Annotated in this window: 17 protein-coding genes and 2 tRNA genes; 15 read left to right on the forward strand and 4 right to left on the reverse strand. The window is 69.4% G+C overall.

The features are described from left to right. The first annotated feature begins 67 nt into the window (after positions 1-67). The 7 genes from ppnN (at position 68) to ACFO3Q_RS06905 (ending at position 8727) form a co-directional block, all read left to right on the forward strand. Positions 68-1450 (forward strand): nucleotide 5'-monophosphate nucleosidase PpnN, encoded by a 1383-nt coding sequence (gene ppnN, locus ACFO3Q_RS06875; RefSeq protein WP_377003962.1) that lies wholly within the window; start codon positions 68-70, stop codon positions 1448-1450. Between the two features lie 302 nt (positions 1451-1752). After that, positions 1753-2298: a GspH/FimT family pseudopilin gene (locus ACFO3Q_RS06880; RefSeq protein ID WP_377003901.1), complete on the forward strand. Its 546-nt coding sequence runs from the start codon at positions 1753-1755 to the stop codon at positions 2296-2298. After that, positions 2286-2753 carry a type IV pilus modification protein PilV gene (gene pilV / locus ACFO3Q_RS06885; RefSeq protein WP_377003902.1) on the forward strand — a complete coding sequence of 156 codons (468 nt, stop codon included), beginning with the start codon at positions 2286-2288 and terminating at the stop codon, positions 2751-2753. Before ACFO3Q_RS06880 ends, pilV begins: the two co-directional genes overlap by 13 nt. Continuing rightward, the gene (locus ACFO3Q_RS06890; protein WP_377003903.1) at positions 2750-3949 is read left to right on the forward strand and encodes a PilW family protein; all 1200 of its coding nucleotides are present in this window, start codon (positions 2750-2752) and stop codon (positions 3947-3949) included. Before pilV ends, ACFO3Q_RS06890 begins: the two co-directional genes overlap by 4 nt. A gap of 22 nt (positions 3950-3971) precedes the next feature. Then, positions 3972-4490, forward strand: a complete 519-nt coding sequence (locus ACFO3Q_RS06895) for a pilus assembly PilX family protein (RefSeq protein ID WP_377003904.1) — start codon at positions 3972-3974, stop codon at positions 4488-4490. Positions 4491-4498: 8 nt separating this feature from the next. Further along, positions 4499-8284, forward strand: coding sequence for a pilus assembly protein (locus ACFO3Q_RS06900; protein WP_377003905.1), 3786 nt, complete (start codon positions 4499-4501; stop codon positions 8282-8284). 29 nt (positions 8285-8313) lie between these two features. Next, positions 8314-8727: a type IV pilin protein gene (locus tag ACFO3Q_RS06905; RefSeq protein WP_377003906.1), complete on the forward strand. Its 414-nt coding sequence runs from the start codon at positions 8314-8316 to the stop codon at positions 8725-8727. Positions 8728-8809: 82 nt separating this feature from the next. Here ACFO3Q_RS06905 and ACFO3Q_RS06910 read toward each other — a convergent pair. Both ACFO3Q_RS06910 and ACFO3Q_RS06915 read right to left on the reverse strand, forming a co-directional pair. Then, positions 8810-8886: transfer RNA gene (locus ACFO3Q_RS06910), tRNA-Asn, on the reverse strand. Between the two features lie 51 nt (positions 8887-8937). Next, positions 8938-9477 carry a GspH/FimT family pseudopilin gene (locus ACFO3Q_RS06915; protein ID WP_377003907.1) on the reverse strand — a complete coding sequence of 180 codons (540 nt, stop codon included), beginning with the start codon at positions 9475-9477 and terminating at the stop codon, positions 8938-8940. Positions 9478-9682: 205 nt separating this feature from the next. On the opposite strand from ACFO3Q_RS06915, the gene uvrB reads away from it, so the two are divergent. After that, positions 9683-11713 (forward strand): excinuclease ABC subunit UvrB, encoded by a 2031-nt coding sequence (uvrB, locus tag ACFO3Q_RS06920; RefSeq protein WP_377003908.1) that lies wholly within the window; start codon positions 9683-9685, stop codon positions 11711-11713. Here the strand turns inward: uvrB and ACFO3Q_RS06925 are convergent. Beyond that, positions 11703-12428 carry a hypothetical protein gene (locus ACFO3Q_RS06925; protein ID WP_377003909.1) on the reverse strand — a complete coding sequence of 242 codons (726 nt, stop codon included), beginning with the start codon at positions 12426-12428 and terminating at the stop codon, positions 11703-11705. The genes uvrB and ACFO3Q_RS06925 overlap by 11 nt on opposite strands. A gap of 109 nt (positions 12429-12537) precedes the next feature. Here ACFO3Q_RS06925 and ACFO3Q_RS06930 point away from each other — a divergent pair. Then, positions 12538-12612: transfer RNA gene (locus ACFO3Q_RS06930), tRNA-Val, on the forward strand. Between the two features lie 436 nt (positions 12613-13048). On the opposite strand, the gene ACFO3Q_RS06935 is transcribed toward ACFO3Q_RS06930, so the two are convergent. Further along, a complete protein-coding gene (locus tag ACFO3Q_RS06935) occupies positions 13049-14434 on the reverse strand; it encodes an MBL fold metallo-hydrolase RNA specificity domain-containing protein (protein WP_377003910.1) in 1386 nt (461 codons plus the stop codon). A gap of 147 nt (positions 14435-14581) precedes the next feature. Between ACFO3Q_RS06935 and ACFO3Q_RS06940 the strand changes: the two genes are divergently transcribed. The 6 genes from ACFO3Q_RS06940 to pheS all read left to right on the forward strand — a co-directional run bounded on the left by ACFO3Q_RS06940 (position 14582) and on the right by pheS (position 19662). After that, entirely contained in the window at positions 14582-15004 is a 423-nt protein-coding gene (locus tag ACFO3Q_RS06940; RefSeq protein ID WP_377003911.1) for a group III truncated hemoglobin, read from the forward strand. A gap of 218 nt (positions 15005-15222) precedes the next feature. After that, entirely contained in the window at positions 15223-17136 is a 1914-nt protein-coding gene (thrS, locus tag ACFO3Q_RS06945; RefSeq protein WP_377003912.1) for a threonine--tRNA ligase, read from the forward strand. A gap of 60 nt (positions 17137-17196) precedes the next feature. Next, on the forward strand, positions 17197-17718 hold the full coding sequence (gene infC, locus ACFO3Q_RS06950) for a translation initiation factor IF-3 (RefSeq protein WP_377003963.1): 522 nt from the start codon (positions 17197-17199) through the stop codon (positions 17716-17718). Between the two features lie 202 nt (positions 17719-17920). After that, positions 17921-18118 carry a 50S ribosomal protein L35 gene (gene rpmI / locus ACFO3Q_RS06955; protein WP_377003913.1) on the forward strand — a complete coding sequence of 66 codons (198 nt, stop codon included), beginning with the start codon at positions 17921-17923 and terminating at the stop codon, positions 18116-18118. A 16-nt stretch (positions 18119-18134) separates the two neighbouring features. Further along, complete coding sequence (gene rplT, locus ACFO3Q_RS06960; RefSeq protein WP_377003914.1) at positions 18135-18494, forward strand: 50S ribosomal protein L20; 360 nt, start codon at positions 18135-18137, stop codon at positions 18492-18494. Between the two features lie 172 nt (positions 18495-18666). Next, positions 18667-19662: a phenylalanine--tRNA ligase subunit alpha gene (pheS, locus tag ACFO3Q_RS06965; protein WP_377003915.1), complete on the forward strand. Its 996-nt coding sequence runs from the start codon at positions 18667-18669 to the stop codon at positions 19660-19662. Positions 19663-19799: the final 137 nt, after the last annotated feature.

The following is a 19799-nucleotide window of genomic DNA, read 5'->3' on the forward strand; positions in this document are numbered from 1 at the left end:
CGGCGCTCATGCGCGCGCGGGGCGGGCGGTGCTACATTCGCCGGCTCGCTCACGCATGCCCAGCACGATGACCGTCAACCGTTCCGGCCTCCCCACCGTCAGCACCCGCGTCTACCCGCGTGGCGGGCTCACCGTCCTCTCGCGCCACGAGGTGGCACGCCTGAGGGACGCCTCGACCGGGGGGCGGCACGAACTGCTGCGGCGCTGCGCCCTGGCCGTGCTGACCAGCGGCAGCCAGTCCGACGATCCGCGCGCCGCGCAGGAGCTCTACCCGGACTTCGACATCGAGGTCCAGCAGCAGGAGCGCGGCATCAAGCTGATGCTCGAGAACGCGCCGGCGATGGCCTTCGTCGACGGGCGCATCATCGAGGGCGTGGCCGAGCTGCTGTTCGCGGTCGTCCGCGACATCGCCTACACCGCGACCGAGATCGAGGACAGCGGCCGCTTCGACCTGCAGACCTCCGAGGGGCTCACCAGCGCCGTCTTCGAGATCCTGCGCAACGCCCACCTCCTGATCGCCAACGCGGACCCGAACCTCGTCGTCTGCTGGGGCGGCCACTCGATCGGCCGCGAGGAGTACGAGTACACCAAGGCCGTCGGCTATCAGCTGGGCCTGCGCGGGCTCGACATCGGCACCGGCTGCGGCCCTGGCGCGATGAAGGGGCCGATGAAGGGCGCCAACATCGCGCACGCCAAGCAGCGGCGCACGCACAACCGCTACATCGGCATCACCGAGCCCGGAATCATCGCGGCGGAGTCGCCCAACCCGATCGTCAACGAGCTGGTCATCCTGCCCGACATCGAGAAGCGCCTGGAGGCCTTCGTCCGCCTGGGCCACGGCATCATCGTGTTCCCCGGCGGCGTGGGGACGGCCGAGGAGATCCTCTACCTGCTCGGCATCCTGCTGCACCCGGCGAACGCCGAGCTGCCGTTCCCGCTGGTCTTCACCGGCCCCCGCTCGGCGGCAGGCTACTTCGAGCAGATCGACCGCTTCCTCCGCCTCACCCTGGGCGAGGCCGCGACCTCCCGCTACCGGATCATCATCGAGGATGCCGCCGAGGTGGCCCGCGAGATGCTCCAGGGCGTGCGCCGGGTCCGGCAGCACCGCCTGGAGACGCAGGACGCCTTCTTCTTCAACTGGACGCTGCACATCCCGTTCGAGTTCCAGCAGCCGTTCGTGCCGACGCACGAGGCGATGCGGGGGCTGGACCTGCACCGCGACCGGCCGGTCCACCTTCTGGCGGCGGACCTGCGCCGTGCCTTCTCGGGCATCGTGGCGGGCAACGTCAAGGAGGACGGCATGCGCCGGATCGAGGCCCACGGGCCGTTCGAGATCCATGGCGACCCGGAGTTCATGCAGCACCTCGACGCGCTCCTGCGCGCCTTCGTCGAGCAGCGGCGCATGAAGATCGCCGGCGACTACAAGCCCTGCTACCGCGTCGTCGCGTAGGGACGCGACGGCCCGGCGGGCTGTCTGTCTGCGACCGGGAGCGCCCGTCCGGCGCGCCGGCGCGAGGAACGCGGGGAAGGCACCACCACGCGTCCACCTGGGACGGGCTCTTCCACGTGATTGCGTCCATCGGTCGGTTCGCGACGCCGGCGCCTCTGCGCGCATCGTCCGGGGGGGGGCGACGGCTTCTGCCGCCCTCACACGACGTTCATCGCCCTTCGGCCGCCGCTTGTCGCCCGCGGCGTGCGCCTGCCGCGTCGAGTGCCTAGGATCGCCGCGCCGACACCAGGGGAGACACCGGCATGGCACCGCGCACCCGCGGATTCACCCTCATCGAGCTCATGGTCACGATCGCGGTGCTCGCGATCATGGTCGCGATCGCCTTCCCGAGCTTCCAGGGCGTCATCCGCAGCAATCGCGCCGCGACGGCGACCAACGAGATGATCGCCGCGATCAACCTGGCGCGGACCGAGGCGCTGCGAAGCAACTACGCGTTCAACGATCCGATGAAACGCGAGATCGTGCTGTGCGGCAGCAAAAGCGGCGACGCATGCGAGGAGGGGACCTCGCTCGCGGAGGGCTGGATGGTGGCGCGGCGCAGCGAGGGCGAGGCGGGGAGCACGGCGAGCTACGAGGTGCTGCGCCAGGCGGCCGCGTCCGCCAACGTGCTGGTCGAGAGTTCGCGCACCCGCTTCGCCTTCGACAACCGGGGCAGGCTGCAGGGTACCGCGGACGCGACGATCGCGATCGAGCCGACCGGCTGCAAGGAAGGGGAAAACCTGCGGCGCGAGATCACCATCACCCGCATCGGGCGGGTCAAGACGGAGAACAAGCCATGCGCCGCATGACGCTTTCGCCGCGCGGCCTGCGCGCCCAGGGCTTCTCGCTCATCGAAGTGCTGATCGCGCTGCTGATCCTCGGCATCGGCCTGCTCGGCCTCGCGCTCCTGCAGACCATGGGCCTGCGGTTCACGCAGAGCTCGAACTACCGCACGGTCGCCACCAACCTGGCCTACGAGATGCTCGACTCCGTGCGCGCGACGCATCGCCTGCGCGGCCTGTACGCGGACGCCGGGCTGACCGGGTGGACGGGCACCGGCGCCTGCCAGGTCGCCGGCACCATGGGGCCCGAGACCTCCCGCGACCAGTGGCGCTGCAGGGTTTCGCGCGCGCTGCCCAACGGGCGTTCGCAGGTGACGGTCGTGGGCAACCACGCCACGGTCCGCATCGCATGGACCGATGCGCGCTGGGAGGAAGCCGAGAACCGGCAGATCACCGAGTTCGTCCTGGAGGCGACGCTATGAGCCATCCTGCGCGCCCCGCCGTCCGCGGCGTTTCCCTCGTCGAGCTGATGGTCGCGCTGGCCATCGGGGCCGTGCTCATGCTGGGCCTGGTCCAGATCTTCGCGGCCTCCCGCGCGGCGTACCAGCTTTCCGAGGGCGCCTCGCGCGTGCAGGAGGGCAGCCGCTTCGCGGTGGACTATCTGCAGCGCGACCTGCGCATGGCCGGGCACTTCGGCTGCGTCAACGACCAGACCCATCTCCTGCAGGGGCCGGCCACCTTCACGCTCGCCAGCGCGACGGCGGGGACCGAGGCGGCCTACAACGCGCTGCCGGCGCACCAGCAGTTCCACATCTCGATGCAGGGCTACGAGGCGAACGGCACCGGTTCCGGCGCCGCCCGGACCCTGCCCGCCACGCCCAGCATCGGCGACGCCAGTCAGTGGACGCCCGCACTGCCTCCGGAAGTCGCCGGTCGCGCCGTCGCCGGCAGCGACGTGCTTGCGCTGCGCTTCCTCGCGCCCGACGGCGTTCCGGTGACGGGCTTCAACCCGGGAGCAGGCAATGCGCCGACCATCGGCTTCGACGCGGAACGGGGACCGGTGCTTCGCGCCGGGCTGGCGGGGACGCCGCAGTTCCTGGGCGTCGCCGATTGCTCGTTCGTGACCGTCTTCACCAGCCCGGGCATCGCCGAGGGCAGCAGCAGCGTCGAGGCGGTGGTGGGCGCGGGTCAGCTCGGTTTCCGCAACCACTTCGAGCCGGGCAATGCGCAGCTGTTCCGCGCCGAGAGCATCTTCTACTACGTGGGGCTCAACCCTGTGGGCGAACCGGCCCTGTACCGGCTCCGCTACACCGGCCCGGGCAGCAGCGAAGTCGAGGAGCTCGTCGAGGGGGTGGAGACGCTGCAGTTCGCCTACGGCATCAGCGGAACCAGCGCCAACCGGCCGACCGGCTACATCGGCGAGGTGCATCCGGCCGGGAGCGGTGGCCTGGGCAATGCCGCCACCAGCGAGGCCGCAGCCGCCACCTGGCGCCTGGTGGGCGCCGTGCACATGGGCCTGCTGGTGCGGAGCCCCAATCCGGCCGCCGTCGTGCGGGGCGAGGAGGGGAGCGAATACCACGTCCTCGGCGTCCAGCTGACGCCGTCCGCCGGCGATACGCGCGCGCGCAACGCCTACGAAACCACGGTTGCCCTGCGCAACCGGCTGTTCGGGAACTGAGCCCATGGCCGTCCGGAATCCAATGCGCCGACCGATCCTCGAACGCCCGGGCCGGCAGCGCCAGCGCGGCGCGGTGCTGTACGTGGCGCTCGTCCTGCTCATCCTCCTTGCGCTCATCGGCGTCACCGGCATGCAGGTCGCCAGCCTGCAGGAGCGGATGACGGGCGCCTACCTGGCGGCCAACCGGGCCTTCCAGAACGCGGAGAGCCTCGCGCGCCAGCAGGAGAACGACATCCTGCACGCCCTCGGTCCCGGCAGCGGCTCGTTCAACGCCGACCAGGAGCGCTGCGATCCGTCGTTCGACCCGGCCGCCTGGTCGGAGGCCATCGACATCGCGGCGCTGCGCGAGGTGCGTACGCGCCGCATCGACCAGTGCAGTCCGGGTGGCGGCGGGCTCGGCCAGGGCGTGCGCCCGCTGAGCGAGAACACGGACCTGACCTACCAGATCTCCGCCTTCGCTGCCGACGTCCAGCCGTCGGACGCCACGAACCCGCCCACGGCCAGCGCCCGCGTGGTCGTCGATACCGTCTACCTCCCATAAGGACAGCCATGACTGCGAACAAATTCGCGCTCGGCGCCCTGGTCTTCCTCCTCAGCGCCCTCGGGGGCCTCTCGGCGCCCGTGCGCGCTGCGCAGGGGCAGGGACAGCTCGCTCAGTATCCGCTCAGCCTCGGCACCCCGGTCGCGCCCGCCTTCATCATGGCCGTGGACGACTCGAACTCGATGACGTTCGAGCGCCTCTTCCCGGGCGGCGACGGCAGGATGCAGTGGAACAGCTCGAACTCGAGCTTCTTCGCCAACAACGGTTCGTTCTTCAACGTCGGCGCGGCCTGCAGCAACAACTCGACGGACTGCTACCTCTACCTGTTCCCCCACGACGGCTACAACAGCTCGTACAGCCCCGGACGCGCCATTCCCCCGCTGGATGCGTTCGGCTTCGCCCGATCGCACGTCTACAACGCGGGCTACTTCAACCCCGGCATCACCTATGAGCCCTGGCGGAACGCCGACGGCAGCCTCTGGCCGAACGCGACCCCCAGCGCCACCCGTGCGGACCCGCGCAACCCGGCGATCTACGGCAACAGCTTCTCGCGCGCCTACAACGTCGTCTACAACCTCACGGCCAACCGCGCGAACACCGGCGAGACCTTCCAGATGCTCAATGGCATGAGCATCCCCGATCTCGCGGGGCGGGGGATGCGGCACCGCCAGGGCAACAGCTGGTCGACGGCCGCCAGGAGCATCACCAGCAACACGACGGTCGCCTTCGACTACTTCCCCGCGACCTTCTACCTGCCGGCCAACGATCCGGCCCCTCCCGGGTACCGGACCCAGGACCAGTACCGGCCGATCGTGAACAACGCCTGCGGCCCGGGCTGCAACATGCGCCGCTACGAGATCAAGCTGGCGAACTACACGACGCAGCAGGCCTACAACGCCGCCATCCAGAACTTCGCCAACTGGTTCCAGTACCACCGCAGCCGCCTGCTGGCGATGGTGGGTTCGATGACGCACGCGGTGTACAGCGTCAACAACATGCGGATCGGCTACTTCACGATCAACAATCGCGTCAACGTGACGATGCACGAGATGCCGACGGAACGCGCCCCGCTGTACCAGAGTTTCTTCGGTCTGCAGGCAGGCGGGTTGGTGAACGCGGGGGGCGGCACGCCGAACCGCGACGCCGTGGCCCACCTGGGCGAGCAGTTCCGTCGCACCGACGCTGGGGCGCCGATCGTCTACGCCTGCCAGAAGAACGGCGGCATGCTGTTCACCGACGGCTTCACCAACAGCAACACCGGGCCTACCAACGTCGGCAACGTGGACGGCAACATGGGGGCCCCGTTCGCGGACAACTTCAGCAACACGATCGCGGACATCGCCGCGCGCTACTACCTCGACACGGCCAGCGGCGGCCTCGCGCCCCTGCGTACCGGCGCCGGCTTCCCCGCCGGCCAGGTCCCGGTGCCGGACGCATGCCGCGGCGCGAACCCGGACCCGCGCCTGGACTGCCAGTCCAACCTGCACATGAACTTCTACGGCGTCACCCTGGGCGCGCGCGGCGCGATCTTCGACGTCAACGAGGCGGCGACGGCCGACCCGTTCGCGAATCCGCCGAACTGGAACGCCGCCGGGAATCCGAGAAGCTCGGATGGCGCACCCACCGTCGACGAGATCTGGCACGGGACCATCAACGCCCGCGGCGACTTCGTGAACGCGAAGACGCCCGTGGACGTCACCGAGGCGATGCAGCGCGTGCTCGCCTCGGTCGGCGGCGGCGAAAGTCCTTCGGGCAGCCTCGGTCTCACCGGCGCGCGCGTGGGCGAGAGCTCGTTCACGGTCACTCCGAGCTTCACCTCGGGCAACAACGGGACCGACTGGTACTCGCGCCTCATCGCCGAGCGCCCGGTCGCGACGGCGGGTGAGATCAGCTATACGCGCCTGTGGGATGCGGCGCAGCGACTGCCGGCACCGGACGTGCGGGCGCGGAACACGGTGGTCGGCCGGGGGCACGGCAACAACGACGCCAGGCCCCAGCTGGCGCCGTTCGCGCCGGCCGCGTTCGGCGCGAACGACACGGAGCGTCGCGCTCTGCTCTGCAGCAACGGCAGGGCGCGCTGCACCGGCAGCGATCTTGCGCAGCTCGGCTCGGTGCAGGATTTCCTGAGGTACCTCATGGGCGACGCCTCGCGGGAAGTCCGCAACGGCGGCACCTTCCGCGACCGCACCACGCCGCTGGGCGACATCGTCAACTCCACGCCGGTCATCGCCTCCCCCCGCGACAACTACGGCTACGCCGGGCTCGCCGGCACCGAACAGGACCCGTTGCGCTACCGCGACTATCTGGCGCGCAAGGCCGACCGCGCGCCGCTGGTGCTGGTCGGCGCCAACGACGGCATGTTCCACGCCTTCAACGGCGACAGCGGCACGGAAGCCTTCGCCTACATCCCGACGACCGCCGTCGGGCACCTCGGGAACCTGGCGTTCCCGTACCGCCCCGAGGACCGCGACAACCAGAAGTTCCAGCACCGCTACTACGTGGACGGCCCGGTGACCGTGTCCGACGCCTATTTCGGTGCGAACGACTGGCGCACCGTCGCGGTGGGGACCGCGGGCGCCGGCGGCAGGGGCGTGTTCGCGCTCGACATCAGCAATCCCTCCAGCTTCTCCGCCAACGCCGTGCTGTGGGAGATCAGCGACCAGATGCGCGGGCGCGAGGTCTGGCGGGACATCGGCCACGTGGTGAGCAAGCCCGTCGTCGTGCCGGTGCTGCGCGGCAACACGCCGACCTGGGTCGCGGTGTTCGGCAACGGCTACGGCAGCGACAACAACGACCCGGTGCTGTTCGTGGTCGACATGAGGACGGGCCAGACGCGCACCATCGCGGCGACCCGCTCGCATGGCGCGGATCGCGACCGCGTCCAGAACGGCCTCGGGAACATCATCGTCCTCGATCGCTGGCGGTCCAGCCCGGACAATGGCAGCCAGATCCAGGGCACCGACGGCTACGCGGATACGGTGTATGGCGCCGACCAGCGCGGCAACATCTGGAAGTTCGATCTCCGCGACGACTCGCTGGCGTACGACCAGCCGCTGTTCACGGCGACCGACGACCAAGGCAACCCGCAGCCCATCACTGGCGGTCTCGAGGCCGCGACCGGACCCGGCGGCGGCGTCATGCTCTACTTCGGAACCGGCAGCTTCGCGTTCGAGAACGATGCCGCCGACACCAGCCTGCAGCGCTTCTACGGCGTCTGGGACAACGGCGAGCCGGTCACGCGGCCGCTGCAGCGCCAGACGCTCTCGCCGAGCGCGGCCGACCCTGACGTCCGCAATGTGACCGCCAGTGCCGTCAACTACATGAGCCATGCCGGCTGGTACCTGGACCTCGCCTTGGTCCAGAACGAGAGGGCTACCCTGGCGGGCGAGCGCTTCGTGGGCTACCCGAGGCTGCAGAACGGCATCGTCTTCTTCACCACCTTTGAGCCGGGCAGCTCCGATGCCTGCGCCGGCGGCGGCCGGAACTGGCTCTACGCGCTGAATGCGCTGAGCGGCCTGCCCTCGCTCGGCAACCTGCGCATCGGCAGCCCCACCGCGAGCCCGCTCGGCGAACCTGCCGGCGGCGTCGCGCTGGAGACGGGCGGCGATGCGCCGGTGACCGAGATCGCGGTCGTGCTGCCGCCGCCGCCGCAGGCCCTCGGCGCGGGCGCCACGGCGGAGCAGATCGAGGCGGAACTCAACCGTACCTGCGACCTGGTGGTGCAGACGGCGGGCAGCCAGCCCATGTACCTGGCGCGCGGCTGCGGCCGGCAGTCGTGGCGCCAGATCCGATGAACAACGCGACGGCCTCAGGGGGCGCGGCAATGAAGACGAACAGGAACTCCGGATTCACCCTCATCGAGCTGATGATCGTGGTGGCGGTGGTGGCGATCCTCGCCGCCATCGCCATCCCGAGCTATCAGGACAGCGTGCGCAAGGGGCGCCGCGGGCAGGTCAAGGCCGACCTCGTCGAGTTCTCCCAACTGCTCGAGCGGCATCACACCACCAACAACTCCTATGTCGGCGTCAACCTGCCGACGCACTCGCCGCGCACGGGCACGGCGTTCTACAGGATCGATGCGGCCGTGACCGACCATGCGTTCACGCTCAGCGCCCAGCCGCTGGCCGCTGGCGGGCAGGAGAAGGACCGCTGCGGCATGCTGACCTTGCGGAACACGGGTGCGAAGACGGCGAAGGGCAACGACAGCAGCCCGGCGACGCTGCAGGAGTGCTGGTAGCGCTGCATCCGGCCACTAGACCGGAACCCGGAACCCGGAAACGAAGAAGCCCCGCCGATGGCGGGGCTTCTTCGTTGGATCTTGGCGCCCGAAGCTGGACTCGAACCAGCGACCCCCTGATTAACAGTCAAGTGCTCTAACCAGCTGAGCTATTCGGGCGGGGTCGCACATTTTAGCCTGCCGATGATGCGGGTCAAGCCCCGTGCGTGCTCACGGCACGAACGGGCAGGGCTCGGTGCCGGCGGGGCGTTCGCTGCGCGTGCGTCCGCTGTTGCTGACCACCACCCGGCCCAGCAGGCGGGCGCGCGGCCCGGTGCTGCACAGGCGGATGCTCAGGTTGCTGCCGCCGCTGCGGCCGTCCGGCTGGAAGCGCACGCGCAGGCGGCCCGCCGTGGTGGCGAGGGCGATGCGACGGTCGCCGTCGATCCTGCGCAGCACGTCGGCCTCGCTCGCGGGCTGGTCCCTGCGTCCGGGATCCAGGTAGATCAGCCAGCCGCCGCTCCACGTCGGGTCGTTCCGGCAGCGCCCGTCGGGGCCCGCGGGGCAGACCGTCACCGGCTGGCGGCGGTGGATGGCGGTCGTCCTGGCGCTGGCCAGCGTCGCGCTCAGGTGGTGGAGGGCATTGCTCGCGCGGGCGCGGTCGCCCACGTCCCGCAGCGCAGGCAGGCCAAGGCCCGCGATCGCCGCGACGACCGCGAGCACGGTCAGCAATTCGATCAGGGTCAGGCCCCGGCTGTGCGTCCTCTGCATCGTGCGCCGTCCTGGCGGGTGCGGACGCACAGCCTGCCGCGCGGCCCCGGGCGCCCGCCGCCCGACGATGGCGCCGCCGGCGGTAGGAAATCCGCCTGCCGCGGGGCGCGCGTCCTCGCAAAGCCTGCTGCAAGCTGTCCCCACCGCGACGCGCAGGGGCCTGGCTGCTGTACTTTCGGCCCCGCCGCCCCCATGTGCCGTCGTCATGAGCGAACGTTTCGAGCTGGTCTCCCCGTACAAGCCCACCGGCGACCAGCCGGCGGCCATCCGTCGCCTGATCGAGGGCTTCGAGGCCGGCCTGGCGCACCAGACGCTGCTGGGCGTCACCGGCTCGGGCAAGACCTTCACCATCGCCAACATGATCCAGGCGGTGCAGCGGCCGACCATCGTCATGGCGCCGAACAAGACCCTGGCGGCCCAGCTCTACGGCGAGTTCAAGTCGTTCTTCCCGAAGAACGCGGTCGAGTACTTCGTCAGCTACTACGACTACTACCAGCCGGAGGCCTACGTCCCGGCCTCGGACACCTACATCGAGAAGGACAGCTCGATCAACGACCACATCGAGCAGATGCGGCTGGCCGCGACCAAGGCCCTGCTTTCTCGCCCGGATGCGCTGATCGTGGCTACGGTGTCGGCGATCTACGGCCTGGGCGACCCCGAGGACTATCTCTCCCTGCGCCTGATCCTGGCCAAGGGGGAGCACATCGACCAGCGCCAGCTGATCCGCCAGCTCACCGAACTGCAGTACACGCGCAACGACGTCGAGCTGCGGCGCGGCACCTACCGCGTGCGCGGGGAGGTCGTGGACGTGTTCCCGGCCGAGTCCGACGCCGAGGCCGTCCGCATCGAGCTGTTCGACGGCGAGATCGAGAACATGAGCCTGTTCGATCCGCTCACCGGCGAGATGCTGCGCAGGATCCCGCGCTACACCATCTACCCCAAGACCCACTACGCCAGCACGCGCGAGAGCGTGCTCAACGCCATCGAGACGATCAAGGTCGAGCTGAAGGAGCGGCTCGAATGGCTGTACGCCAACAACAAGCTGGTCGAGGCCCAGCGCCTGGAGCAGCGCACCCGCTTCGACCTGGAGATGATGGCCGAGGTCGGCTTCTGCCAGGGCATCGAGAACTACTCGCGGCACATGACCCGGCGTGCGCCCGGCGAGCCTCCGCCCACGCTGTTCGACTACCTGCCGCCGGACGCCCTGCTGGTGCTCGACGAGTCGCACGTCACCGTGCCGCAGATCGGCGGCATGTACCGCGGCGACCGCGCGCGCAAGGAGACGCTGGTCGAGTTCGGCTTCCGGCTGCCGTCGGCGCTGGACAATCGCCCGCTGCGTTTCGAGGAGTGGGAGCTGCGCGCGCCGCGCATGGTGTTCGTCTCCGCGACGCCCGGGAAGTACGAGCTCGAGAAATCGGGCGACCAGGTGATCGAGCTGGTGGTGCGGCCGACCGGCCTCGTCGATCCCGAGGTGGAGATCCGCCCGGTCGCGACCCAGGTCGACGACGTGCTGAGCGAGATCCACGCACGCGTGGCGATGGGCGACCGCGTGCTGATCACCACCCTCACCAAGCGCATGGCGGAGAACCTCACGGAGTACCTCGCCGAGCACGAGGTCAAGGTGCGCTACCTGCACTCCGACATCGACACCGTCGAGCGCACCGAGATCATCCGCGACCTGCGTCTGGGCAAGTTCGACGTGCTGGTCGGCATCAACCTGCTGCGCGAGGGACTGGACATGCCCGAGGTGTCGCTGGTGGCGATCCTCGACGCGGACAAGGAGGGCTTCCTGCGGTCGTCCGGCTCGCTGATCCAGACCATCGGCCGTGCCGCCCGCAACGTGCGCGGCAAGGCCATCCTCTATGCCGACCGGATCACCCGCTCGATGCAGGCCGCGATCGAGGAGACCGACCGCCGCCGCGCGAAGCAGGTCGAATACAACCGCGAGCACGGCATCACGCCGCAGTCGGTGCAGCGCGCGATCATGGACGTCATGGAAGGCGCCCGCGCCGAGCCGGAGATGGAGAAGGTCGGCAAGGGACGCGGCAGGAAGAAGGCGACCGCCGTGGCGGAGGAGCGCATCGACTACGCGGCGCTTTCGCCCGCCGAGCTCGCCACCCGCATCAAGCAGCTCGAACAGGCCATGTACAGGCACGCCCAGGACCTGGAGTTCGAGGAGGCCGCGCGGGTGCGCGATCAGATCCAGAAGATCAAGGCCGAGGCGCTCAGGGCCTGACAATCGGTCCGGGATCCGCTCGAGGCGCCTCGCCGCCCGGTGTCGGACGCTGCCGGAAATAGCGGTGGCACTGGAGGTAGTCGATGCCCATGCCGATCTGGAAATAGGCTTTTCCGCCGCGGCGACCAGGCTGCAGGCAGGGCAGTTCGTACTCTGCTTCGGGATTGTTCGTATAGTGGACTGGGATCTTCTCGGCGAAGCGCCCTAGCAGAGCGCCGTCGCACTTGATGCCGTTGTAGCTGTCGAAGCCAAAGCGCGGATGGCCTATGTCGAAATCGTCGACGCACACCACGCCGACATTGATGAGCGCCAGTTCGCGCTCCAAGGGCCACGCGTCGTACCAGTGCGCGTCGAGGTAGAACAGCGGCCTCCGGAATCGGGGTGCGTACTTCCTGATCAGGTCGGGCGAATCCATCTTCTCCACGATCGTGTTCGGCATGAAACCGACCCGGCGCCGCACCAGGTCGACGTATCTGTCGACGACATCGCAGGTGATGATCGTTCGGTTCGGATAGGCGCGTGCAAGATACTCCGTGGTATCACCGACGTTGCTGCCGGTTTCTATGATGACGTCGCAATCGTAGCGTTCGATGAGATAGTCGAATTCGAGAGCGGTTGTGACGTCGAAGCCGAATGGGCCTCCACCATCACTGAGCTCGGCGGCACCGAGCCGCAGTGTCCTGTAAAAGTGGCGATACACGTTCTCTGCCGACATGATCTCCCCAGACGTTCCCTCGCGAAGAGCTTCGTTCTACGGCAGCGTGCGCCGAGCGGGAACCAGTTGTGCACAGGGCCAGCTCCCGCTACACTGCGCGGCCCGATCAGGGCGGTTAGCTCAGCGGTAGAGCACTACCTTGACATGGTAGGGGTCACAGGTTCGAACCCTGTACCGCCCACCACCTCGGCGCCACGGCCCGGGTGGACCTGATCGGAAGGCCGGCCATTCCCTGGGCCGGCGGCGCCAGGGCCGAGGCCGCAGGCGAACCGCACAGCACAGCACTCCCGACTCCGCTTGTCGCTTCCCGACGGCGACGAACGCGCGCCTGCATCCGGCGTCTCGGAGGCGACTGCCCACCGGAAGGCCCGGCCGCAGCAGCGAGGAGGGCGCTCCCATCGCGCAGGGCCTGCGTCGCCACGGAAGACCGGGTCGAATGCGTGCCGCATACCTCCGCGCGCCCTGCATGGCGTGTGTCTGCCGCCCTGTCTCCGGATACCTGTCGGATATCGGCCGACGCCATCCTGCCCGTGCCCGACACGACGTGCCCCCGGGAACCGCAGCGGCGCGCCGTGGCGCGGTGCCCTGTCGCCCCCCCCGTACCGCCCGAGCGCCACCCGTCAGCGCGAGCCGGCGGCCAGGGCGACGCGCTCCATGTGCTCGGGGACGCGGCAGGCGCGGTCGAGGGTGTGGCGGACGCGCAGGCGCAGGGCGTCGGCCGCGTCCGGCTCGCCGTGGGTGAGGTAGGTGATGGCCGGTGCGTCGCGCTGCGCGCCCATCCATGCGACCAGCTCGGCGGCGTCGGCGTGGCCGGACAGGCTCTGCAGCTGGACGACCTCGGCGCGGATCGGAACCTCCCGGCCGAACATGCGCAGGGAGGTCGCGCCGCCTGCGAGGGCGGCGCCACGCGTGCCCGCGGCCTGGTAGCCGGAGAGCAGGATCGCGTTGTGCGGCTCGGGCGCGAAGGCGGCGATGTGGTGCAGCACCCGGCCGCCGGTGGCCATGCCGCTGGCGGAGAGGATGATCATCGGCCCGCGGCGCCGGTTGAGCGCGATGGACTCCTCGACCGTGCGCACCAGGGTCGCGATCCCGTACATGCCGCTGCACTCGGTCTCGGGCACGCAGTGTTCGTCGTGGTGGCGCCGGTACAGCTCGGTCGCGTCGATCGCCATGGGGCTGTTGAGGAACACCGGCAGCGGGGGGATCTCGCCCTTCTGCCGCAGGCGCGCGATGTCGAGCATCAGCGCCTGCGCGCGGCCGACCGCGAAGGCCGGCACCACGATCGTGCCGCCGCGCGCCGCCACACGCCGGATCACCGGCGCCAGTTCCTGCTCGGGGTCCATGGCCGGGTGGACCCGGTTGCCGTAGGTGGATTCGCAGACGAGCACGTCGCAGGCCGGCAGCGGTGCGGGCGCGCGCATCAGCGGGTCGTGCGGGCGCCCCAGGTCGCCGCTGAAATGCAGGCGGATACCCTGGACCTCGAGATGGATCTGCGCGGCGCCGAGGATGTGCCCGGCGTGCAGGAAGCGGGCGCGGATGCCGGGGCCGACCTCGAACGCTGCGTCGAAGGGGCGGGTACGGATGTGGCGCAGGCTGGCGCGGGCGTCCTCCTCCGTGTAGAGCGGAATGGGCGTGGCGTGCTTCGAATAGCCCTTGCGCAGCGCGTAGCGCGCCTCCTCCTCCAGCAGGTGTCCGCTGTCGGGCAGCAGCAGTTCGCAGAGGTCGCGCGTGGCCGGCGTACACAGCACCTCGCCGCGGAAGCCGTCCCGCACCAGGGCCGGGATGTAGCCGCTGTGGTCGAGGTGGGCGTGGGTGAGCAGGACGCAGTCGATGCTGGCCGGGTCGACCGGGAAGTCGGCGCGGTTGCGCTCGCGCAGCTTCTTGTAGCCCTGGAACAGGCCGCAGTCGACGAGGATGCGGCGTCCGCCGGCCTCGACCAGGTAGCGCGAGCCGGTGACGGTGTCGGCGGCGCCGAGGAAGCGCAGGGTCGGCGGGGCGTCGGGCATCGGGGGGCCTCCGGTCGGCGGAGACCGCAGCATGCGGCCCGCGGCGCCGGGCCGCCGTGATCCGGATCAATGCGGTCGCATGCCGGGGCGCCCACACTGGTCGGCGGCGGGTCCACCGCCGCCGACCGTCACTGCCGAGGAACAGCGATGGAATCCGACGACGACCGGCCGAGGCCGGGTCCCGAGCTGTGCACCGAAGCCGAAGTGGAGCGGCTGGTGCACGGCTTCTACGCCCGCGTGCGTGCCGACGCCGTGCTCGGCCCGCTGTTCGAGCGCCACGTCGACGACTGGCCGGAGCACCTGGCCCAGCTCGTGGACTTCTGGTCGGCGATGCTGCGCGGCACGCGTCGCTTCCGGGGCGCGCCGGTGCAGCGCCACCTGGCCCTGCCTGGACTGGACGCCGGGCTGTTCGCGCGCTGGCTGGCGCTGTTCCGTGCCACGACCGCGGAGATGGGAAATCCCGTCATGCGCGAGGTGGCCGATGCCGCGGCCGAGCGCGTCGCAGGAACCCTGCTGGCCCGCTATCGCGTCCAGTCCGGGCGACCCGACGACGGAAACGCCGGCGCCTGAGCCTCCGGCGGGCGGCCCTCGCGGCTGCGCCCGTGCCGCTGCTAGAATCGACCGCCCTTTTCCGGAACCAGGTGGCCCGCGGAAACGCCGGTCGAGCGTGCGACATGAGCACTACCCGTCTCCAGCGCTAGCCGTCTACGAGGCCCGACCTCCGGAAGGCGCCCTCGTGGCGCCTTTTTCGTGCCCCGCCGCAGCCACCCGTTCCCGCATCCATGACCATGATCACGATCACGCTCCCCGACGGCAGCCGCCGCGAGTTCGACCACGTCGTCACCACGATGGAGGTCGCCCAGTCCATCGGCCCCGGCCTCGCCAAGGCCACCGTGGCCGGCCGCGTGGATGGCCGGCTGGTGGATGCCTGCGACCCCATCGACCACGACGCCACGCTGCAGATCATCACCCCGAAGGACGAGGAGGGGCTGGAGATCATCCGTCACTCCTGCGCGCACCTCGTGGGCCATGCCGTCAAGCAGCTCTACCCGACCGCGAAGATGGTGATCGGGCCGGTGATCGAAGAGGGCTTCTACTACGACATCTGGTACGAGCGCCCGTTCACGCCGGACGACCTCGCCGCGATCGAGCAGCGCATGCGCGAACTCATCGACAAGGACTACGACGTCGTCAAGCGGATGACGCCGCGCGCCGAGGTCATCGAGGTCTTCAAGGCCCGCGGCGAGGACTACAAGCTGCGCCTGATCGAGGACATGCCCGACGAGACCCAGATGGGCCTGTACCACCACGAGGAATACGTCGACATGTGCCGCGGCCCGCACGTGCCGAACACACGCTTCCTCAAGGTGTTCAAGCTGACCCGCATCTCCGGCGCCTACTGGCGCGGCGACGCCAAGAACGAGCAGTTGCAGCGCATCTACGGCACCGCCTGGGCGGACAAGAAGCAGCTTGCCGCCTACATCCAGCGGATCGAGGAGGCGGAGAAGCGCGACCATCGCCGGATCGGCAAGCAGCAGGAGCTCTTCCACCTCCAGGAGGAGGGGCCCGGCCTGATCTTCTGGCATCCCAAGGGCTGGGCGATCTGGCAGGTGGTCGAGCAGTACATGCGCGGCGTGTACCGCGATTCCGGCTACCAGGAGGTGCGGTGCCCGCAGGTGCTGGACGTCTCCCTGTGGAAGCAGTCCGGGCACTGGGACAACTACAAGGAGAACATGTTCTTCACCGAGTCGGAGAAGCGCACCTACGCGCTCAAGCCGATGAACTGCCCCGGCCACGTGCAGATCTTCAACCACGGCCTGCACAGCTACCGCGACCTGCCGATCCGCTACGGCGAGTTCGGCGCCTGCCACCGCAACGAGCCGTCCGGCGCCCTGCACGGCATCCTGCGCGTGCGCGGCTTCACCCAGGACGACGGCCATGTGTTCTGCACCGAGGACCAGGTCGAGGCCGAGGTCACCGCCTTCCACCGCCAGGCGCTGAAGGTCTACGCCGACTTCGGCTTCGAGGACATCCAGGTCAAGATCGCCCTGCGTCCGGAATCGCGCCTCGGCGACGACGCCACCTGGGACAAGGCCGAAGGCGCCCTGCGCGCCGCGCTGGGCGCCTGCGGCGTGGACTGGCAGGAGCTGCCGGGCGAGGGCGCCTTCTACGGCCCCAAGATCGAGTACCACCTGCGCGACGCCATCGGCCGCACCTGGCAGCTGGGCACCATGCAGGTGGACTTCATGATGCCCGGCCGCCTCGGCGCCGAGTACGTCGACGAGCACAGCCAGCGCCGCCATCCCGTCATGCTGCACCGGGCGATCGTCGGCTCGATGGAGCGTTTCATCGGCATCCTGATCGAGCACCACGCCGGCCAGTTCCCGGCGTGGCTGGCGCCGGTGCAGGCAGTCGTGATGAACATCACCGACGCCCAGGCCGATGCCGTGGAGGCCGTTCGGAAAACCCTTGCAAATCAAGGATTCCGGGTCGAAGCGGATTTGCGGAACGAAAAAATCGGCTATAAGATTCGCGCCCACACGCTCAAGCGGGTCCCGTATCTGCTGGTGATCGGGGACCGCGAGCGTGAGGACGGGACCGTCGCGGTGCGCACGCGATCCGGGGAAGACCTGGGCAGCATGGCCGTTGACGCGTTCTCCGCCCGGCTGCGTGCAGAATCCGCGCCGCAGGGCTCGCCCTGATGTCATTCCGCCGCCGCTCCCCGGGAGTGGCGGCGCCGAGAACTCCAAGAGGATCCACGAATCAGTACCGAGAAGCAGAACCGCAAGAACCTCGAGATCCGCGTGCCGCGCGTGCGCGTGATCGGTGCGGACGGCGAAATGGTGGGCGTGCTCTCGCGCGACGAGGCCCTGCGCCTCGCCGAGGAGGACGGCCTCGACCTGGTCGAGATCCAGCCGAACGCGGATCCGCCGGTCTGCCGGATCATGGACTACGGCAAGTTCAGGTTCGAGGCGCAGAAGAAGGCGTCGGCCGCCAAGAAGAAGCAGAAGCAGGTCGAGCTCAAGGAACTCAAGTTCCGCCCGACCACCGACTCCGGCGACTACGAGATCAAGCTGCGGAACCTGCGCCGCTTCATCGAGGAGGGCGACAAGGTCAAGGTCAACATCCGCTTCCGCGGCCGCGAGATGGCGCACCAGGAGCTGGGGCTGGCCATGGCGCAGAAGATCGAGGCCGACCTCGGCGACGAGGTGGTCATCGAGCAGCGCCCGCGCCTGGAAGGGCGCCAGATGGTGATGATGATCGCGCCGAAGAAGAAGACCTGAACGGTTCGCGGGGGAACCCGCTGAATTGCAAAGGCTTCCTGAGGCCTGCATAATGCGCGACCCGGTTTCGGCCGGGTCGTTCGTTTTCATGGAACCCGTCGCGCGCGCAGGCGTGCGGCCTACAAGCCGGCATGGGCAGGACGGAAAGCGTGGCCTCGCGCCACCGCCCTTGGCCAGTCACGAAGAACGTCAGGACACGACAATGCCCAAGATCAAGACCAACCGGGCGGCGGCCAAGCGTTTCCGGAAGACCGCTTCCGGGAAGTACAAGGCCGGCCACGCCTTCAAGAGCCACATCCTCACGAAGAAGAGCACCAAGCGGAAGCGCAACCTGCGGCAGACGAACCACGTCCGCGCCGAGGACGCCGGCCGTCTGGATCGCATGCTTCCCTATCTCTGAGTCGAGGATCTGAGTCATGGCACGAGTCAAGCGTGGCGTCACCGCACGTCGCCGCCACAAGAAGGTCATCAAGTCCGCGCGCGGCTACTACAACGCCCGTCGCAAGGTCTTCCGCGTCGCCAAGCAGGCGGTCACCAAGGCGCTGCAGTACGCCTACATCGGCCGCAAGCAGAAGAAGCGCAACTTCCGCAGCCTGTGGATCACCCGCATCAACGCGGCGGCCCGCCTGCACGGCCTGAGCTACAGCCGCTTCATGAACGGCCTGTCCAAGGCCGGCATCGGCCTCGACCGCAAGGTGCTGGCGGACATCGCCGTGCACGACGCGGCCGCCTTCGGCAAGCTCGCCGAGAAGGCGAAGGGCGCGCTCGCGGCGTAACACGAGGACGTTCCGCAGGTTGCCTCCGGCGACCTCTGCGCGACATCCTGGACGGACCACCGTCCACCGCATGGGGAAGAGCGCAAGCTCTTCCCCATGTTCGTTTCTGGGGATTCGATTCTTTTCCGGTGATCAGGAGCGCGCTCCGGCGCGACGACACGAAGGCGGCTGCATGAGCGACATCGACACCCTCACCCGCGACGCGCTGGAGGCCATCGGCGCGGCGCCCGACCTGCAGGCGCTCGACGCGCTGCGCGTCGGCCTGCTCGGCAAGCAGGGCAGCATCACCGCCCAGCTCAAGACCCTGGGCGGGCTGCCGGCAGAGGAGCGCAAGGCCGCGGGCGAGCGGATCAACCGCGCCCGCGACGCGCTGGGCGAGGCGCTGGCCGCGCGCAAGGCGGTGCTGGAGGACGCGGCGCTGGCCGCGCGCCTGGCGGCCGAGCGCATCGACGTGACCCTTCCGGGGCGCGACCCGGAGCAGGGCGGCCTGCATCCGGTCTCCCGCACCATCGAGCGCATGGCCGACATCTTCGCGCGGCTGGGCTACGAGCGCGCCGACGGCCCCGAGATCGAGGACGACTGGTACAACTTCGAGGCGCTCAACTTCCCGCCGCACCATCCCGCGCGGGCGATGCACGACACCTTCTACTTCCCCGACGGGCGCCTGCTGCGCACCCACACCTCGCCGGTGCAGGTGCGCTACCTGCAGACCCACACCCCGCCGCTGCGCATGATCGCCATCGGCAAGGTCTACCGCTCGGACTCCGACCAGACCCACACGCCGATGTTCCACCAGTGCGAGGGCCTGCTGATCGACGAGACCTCGAGCATGGCCGACCTCAAGGGCACGCTGGCCGAGTTCGTGCGCGCCTTCTTCGAGCGCGACTTCGAGATGCGCTTCCGCCCGAGCTACTTCCCCTTCACCGAGCCCTCGGCCGAAGTGGACATCGCCTGGCAGCAGCCGGACGGCTCCACCCGCTGGCTCGAGGTCCTCGGCTGCGGCATGGTCCACCCCAACGTCCTGCGCGCCTGCGGCGTCGACCCGGAGCGCTACACCGGCTTCGCCTTCGGCATGGGCGTCGAGCGCTTCGCCATGCTCCGCTACGGCGTCAACGACCTGCGGCAGTTCTTCGAGAACGACACGCGGTTTCTCAGGCAGTTCGCGTAGTTTCGAACGGCGGGAAGAGGGAATCGGGACCTGCAGGCCGTTCCAGCGCGGCGGCCCGCAGGAAGCGCTCCGCATCGGGCCCCGGGATCCTCCCGTTCCCGCTTCCCGATTCCCCATTCCCGCCTCTCCTTCTCATC

This window comes from Coralloluteibacterium thermophilum, from assembly GCF_042654365.1.
Lineage (GTDB): Bacteria > Pseudomonadota > Gammaproteobacteria > Xanthomonadales > Xanthomonadaceae > Coralloluteibacterium > Coralloluteibacterium thermophilum.

Excerpts from the sequence above, each read along its gene's own strand:
- ppnN (WP_377003962.1), top strand. The coding sequence starts at position 68 with ATGACCGTCAACCGTTCCGGCCTCCCCACCGTCAGCACCCGCGTCTAC.
- ACFO3Q_RS06880 (WP_377003901.1), top strand. The coding sequence starts at position 1,753 with ATGGCACCGCGCACCCGCGGATTCACCCTCATCGAGCTCATGGTCACG.
- pilV (WP_377003902.1), top strand. The coding sequence starts at position 2,286 with ATGCGCCGCATGACGCTTTCGCCGCGCGGCCTGCGCGCCCAGGGCTTC.
- ACFO3Q_RS06890 (WP_377003903.1), top strand. The coding sequence starts at position 2,750 with ATGAGCCATCCTGCGCGCCCCGCCGTCCGCGGCGTTTCCCTCGTCGAG.
- ACFO3Q_RS06895 (WP_377003904.1), top strand. The coding sequence starts at position 3,972 with ATGCGCCGACCGATCCTCGAACGCCCGGGCCGGCAGCGCCAGCGCGGC.
- ACFO3Q_RS06900 (WP_377003905.1), top strand. The coding sequence starts at position 4,499 with ATGACTGCGAACAAATTCGCGCTCGGCGCCCTGGTCTTCCTCCTCAGC.
- ACFO3Q_RS06905 (WP_377003906.1), top strand. The coding sequence starts at position 8,314 with ATGAAGACGAACAGGAACTCCGGATTCACCCTCATCGAGCTGATGATC.
- ACFO3Q_RS06915 (WP_377003907.1), bottom strand. The coding sequence starts at position 9,477 with ATGCAGAGGACGCACAGCCGGGGCCTGACCCTGATCGAATTGCTGACC.
- uvrB (WP_377003908.1), top strand. The coding sequence starts at position 9,683 with ATGAGCGAACGTTTCGAGCTGGTCTCCCCGTACAAGCCCACCGGCGAC.
- ACFO3Q_RS06925 (WP_377003909.1), bottom strand. The coding sequence starts at position 12,428 with ATGTCGGCAGAGAACGTGTATCGCCACTTTTACAGGACACTGCGGCTC.
- ACFO3Q_RS06935 (WP_377003910.1), bottom strand. The coding sequence starts at position 14,434 with ATGCCCGACGCCCCGCCGACCCTGCGCTTCCTCGGCGCCGCCGACACC.
- ACFO3Q_RS06940 (WP_377003911.1), top strand. The coding sequence starts at position 14,582 with ATGGAATCCGACGACGACCGGCCGAGGCCGGGTCCCGAGCTGTGCACC.
- thrS (WP_377003912.1), top strand. The coding sequence starts at position 15,223 with ATGATCACGATCACGCTCCCCGACGGCAGCCGCCGCGAGTTCGACCAC.
- rpmI (WP_377003913.1), top strand. The coding sequence starts at position 17,921 with ATGCCCAAGATCAAGACCAACCGGGCGGCGGCCAAGCGTTTCCGGAAG.
- rplT (WP_377003914.1), top strand. The coding sequence starts at position 18,135 with ATGGCACGAGTCAAGCGTGGCGTCACCGCACGTCGCCGCCACAAGAAG.
- pheS (WP_377003915.1), top strand. The coding sequence starts at position 18,667 with ATGAGCGACATCGACACCCTCACCCGCGACGCGCTGGAGGCCATCGGC.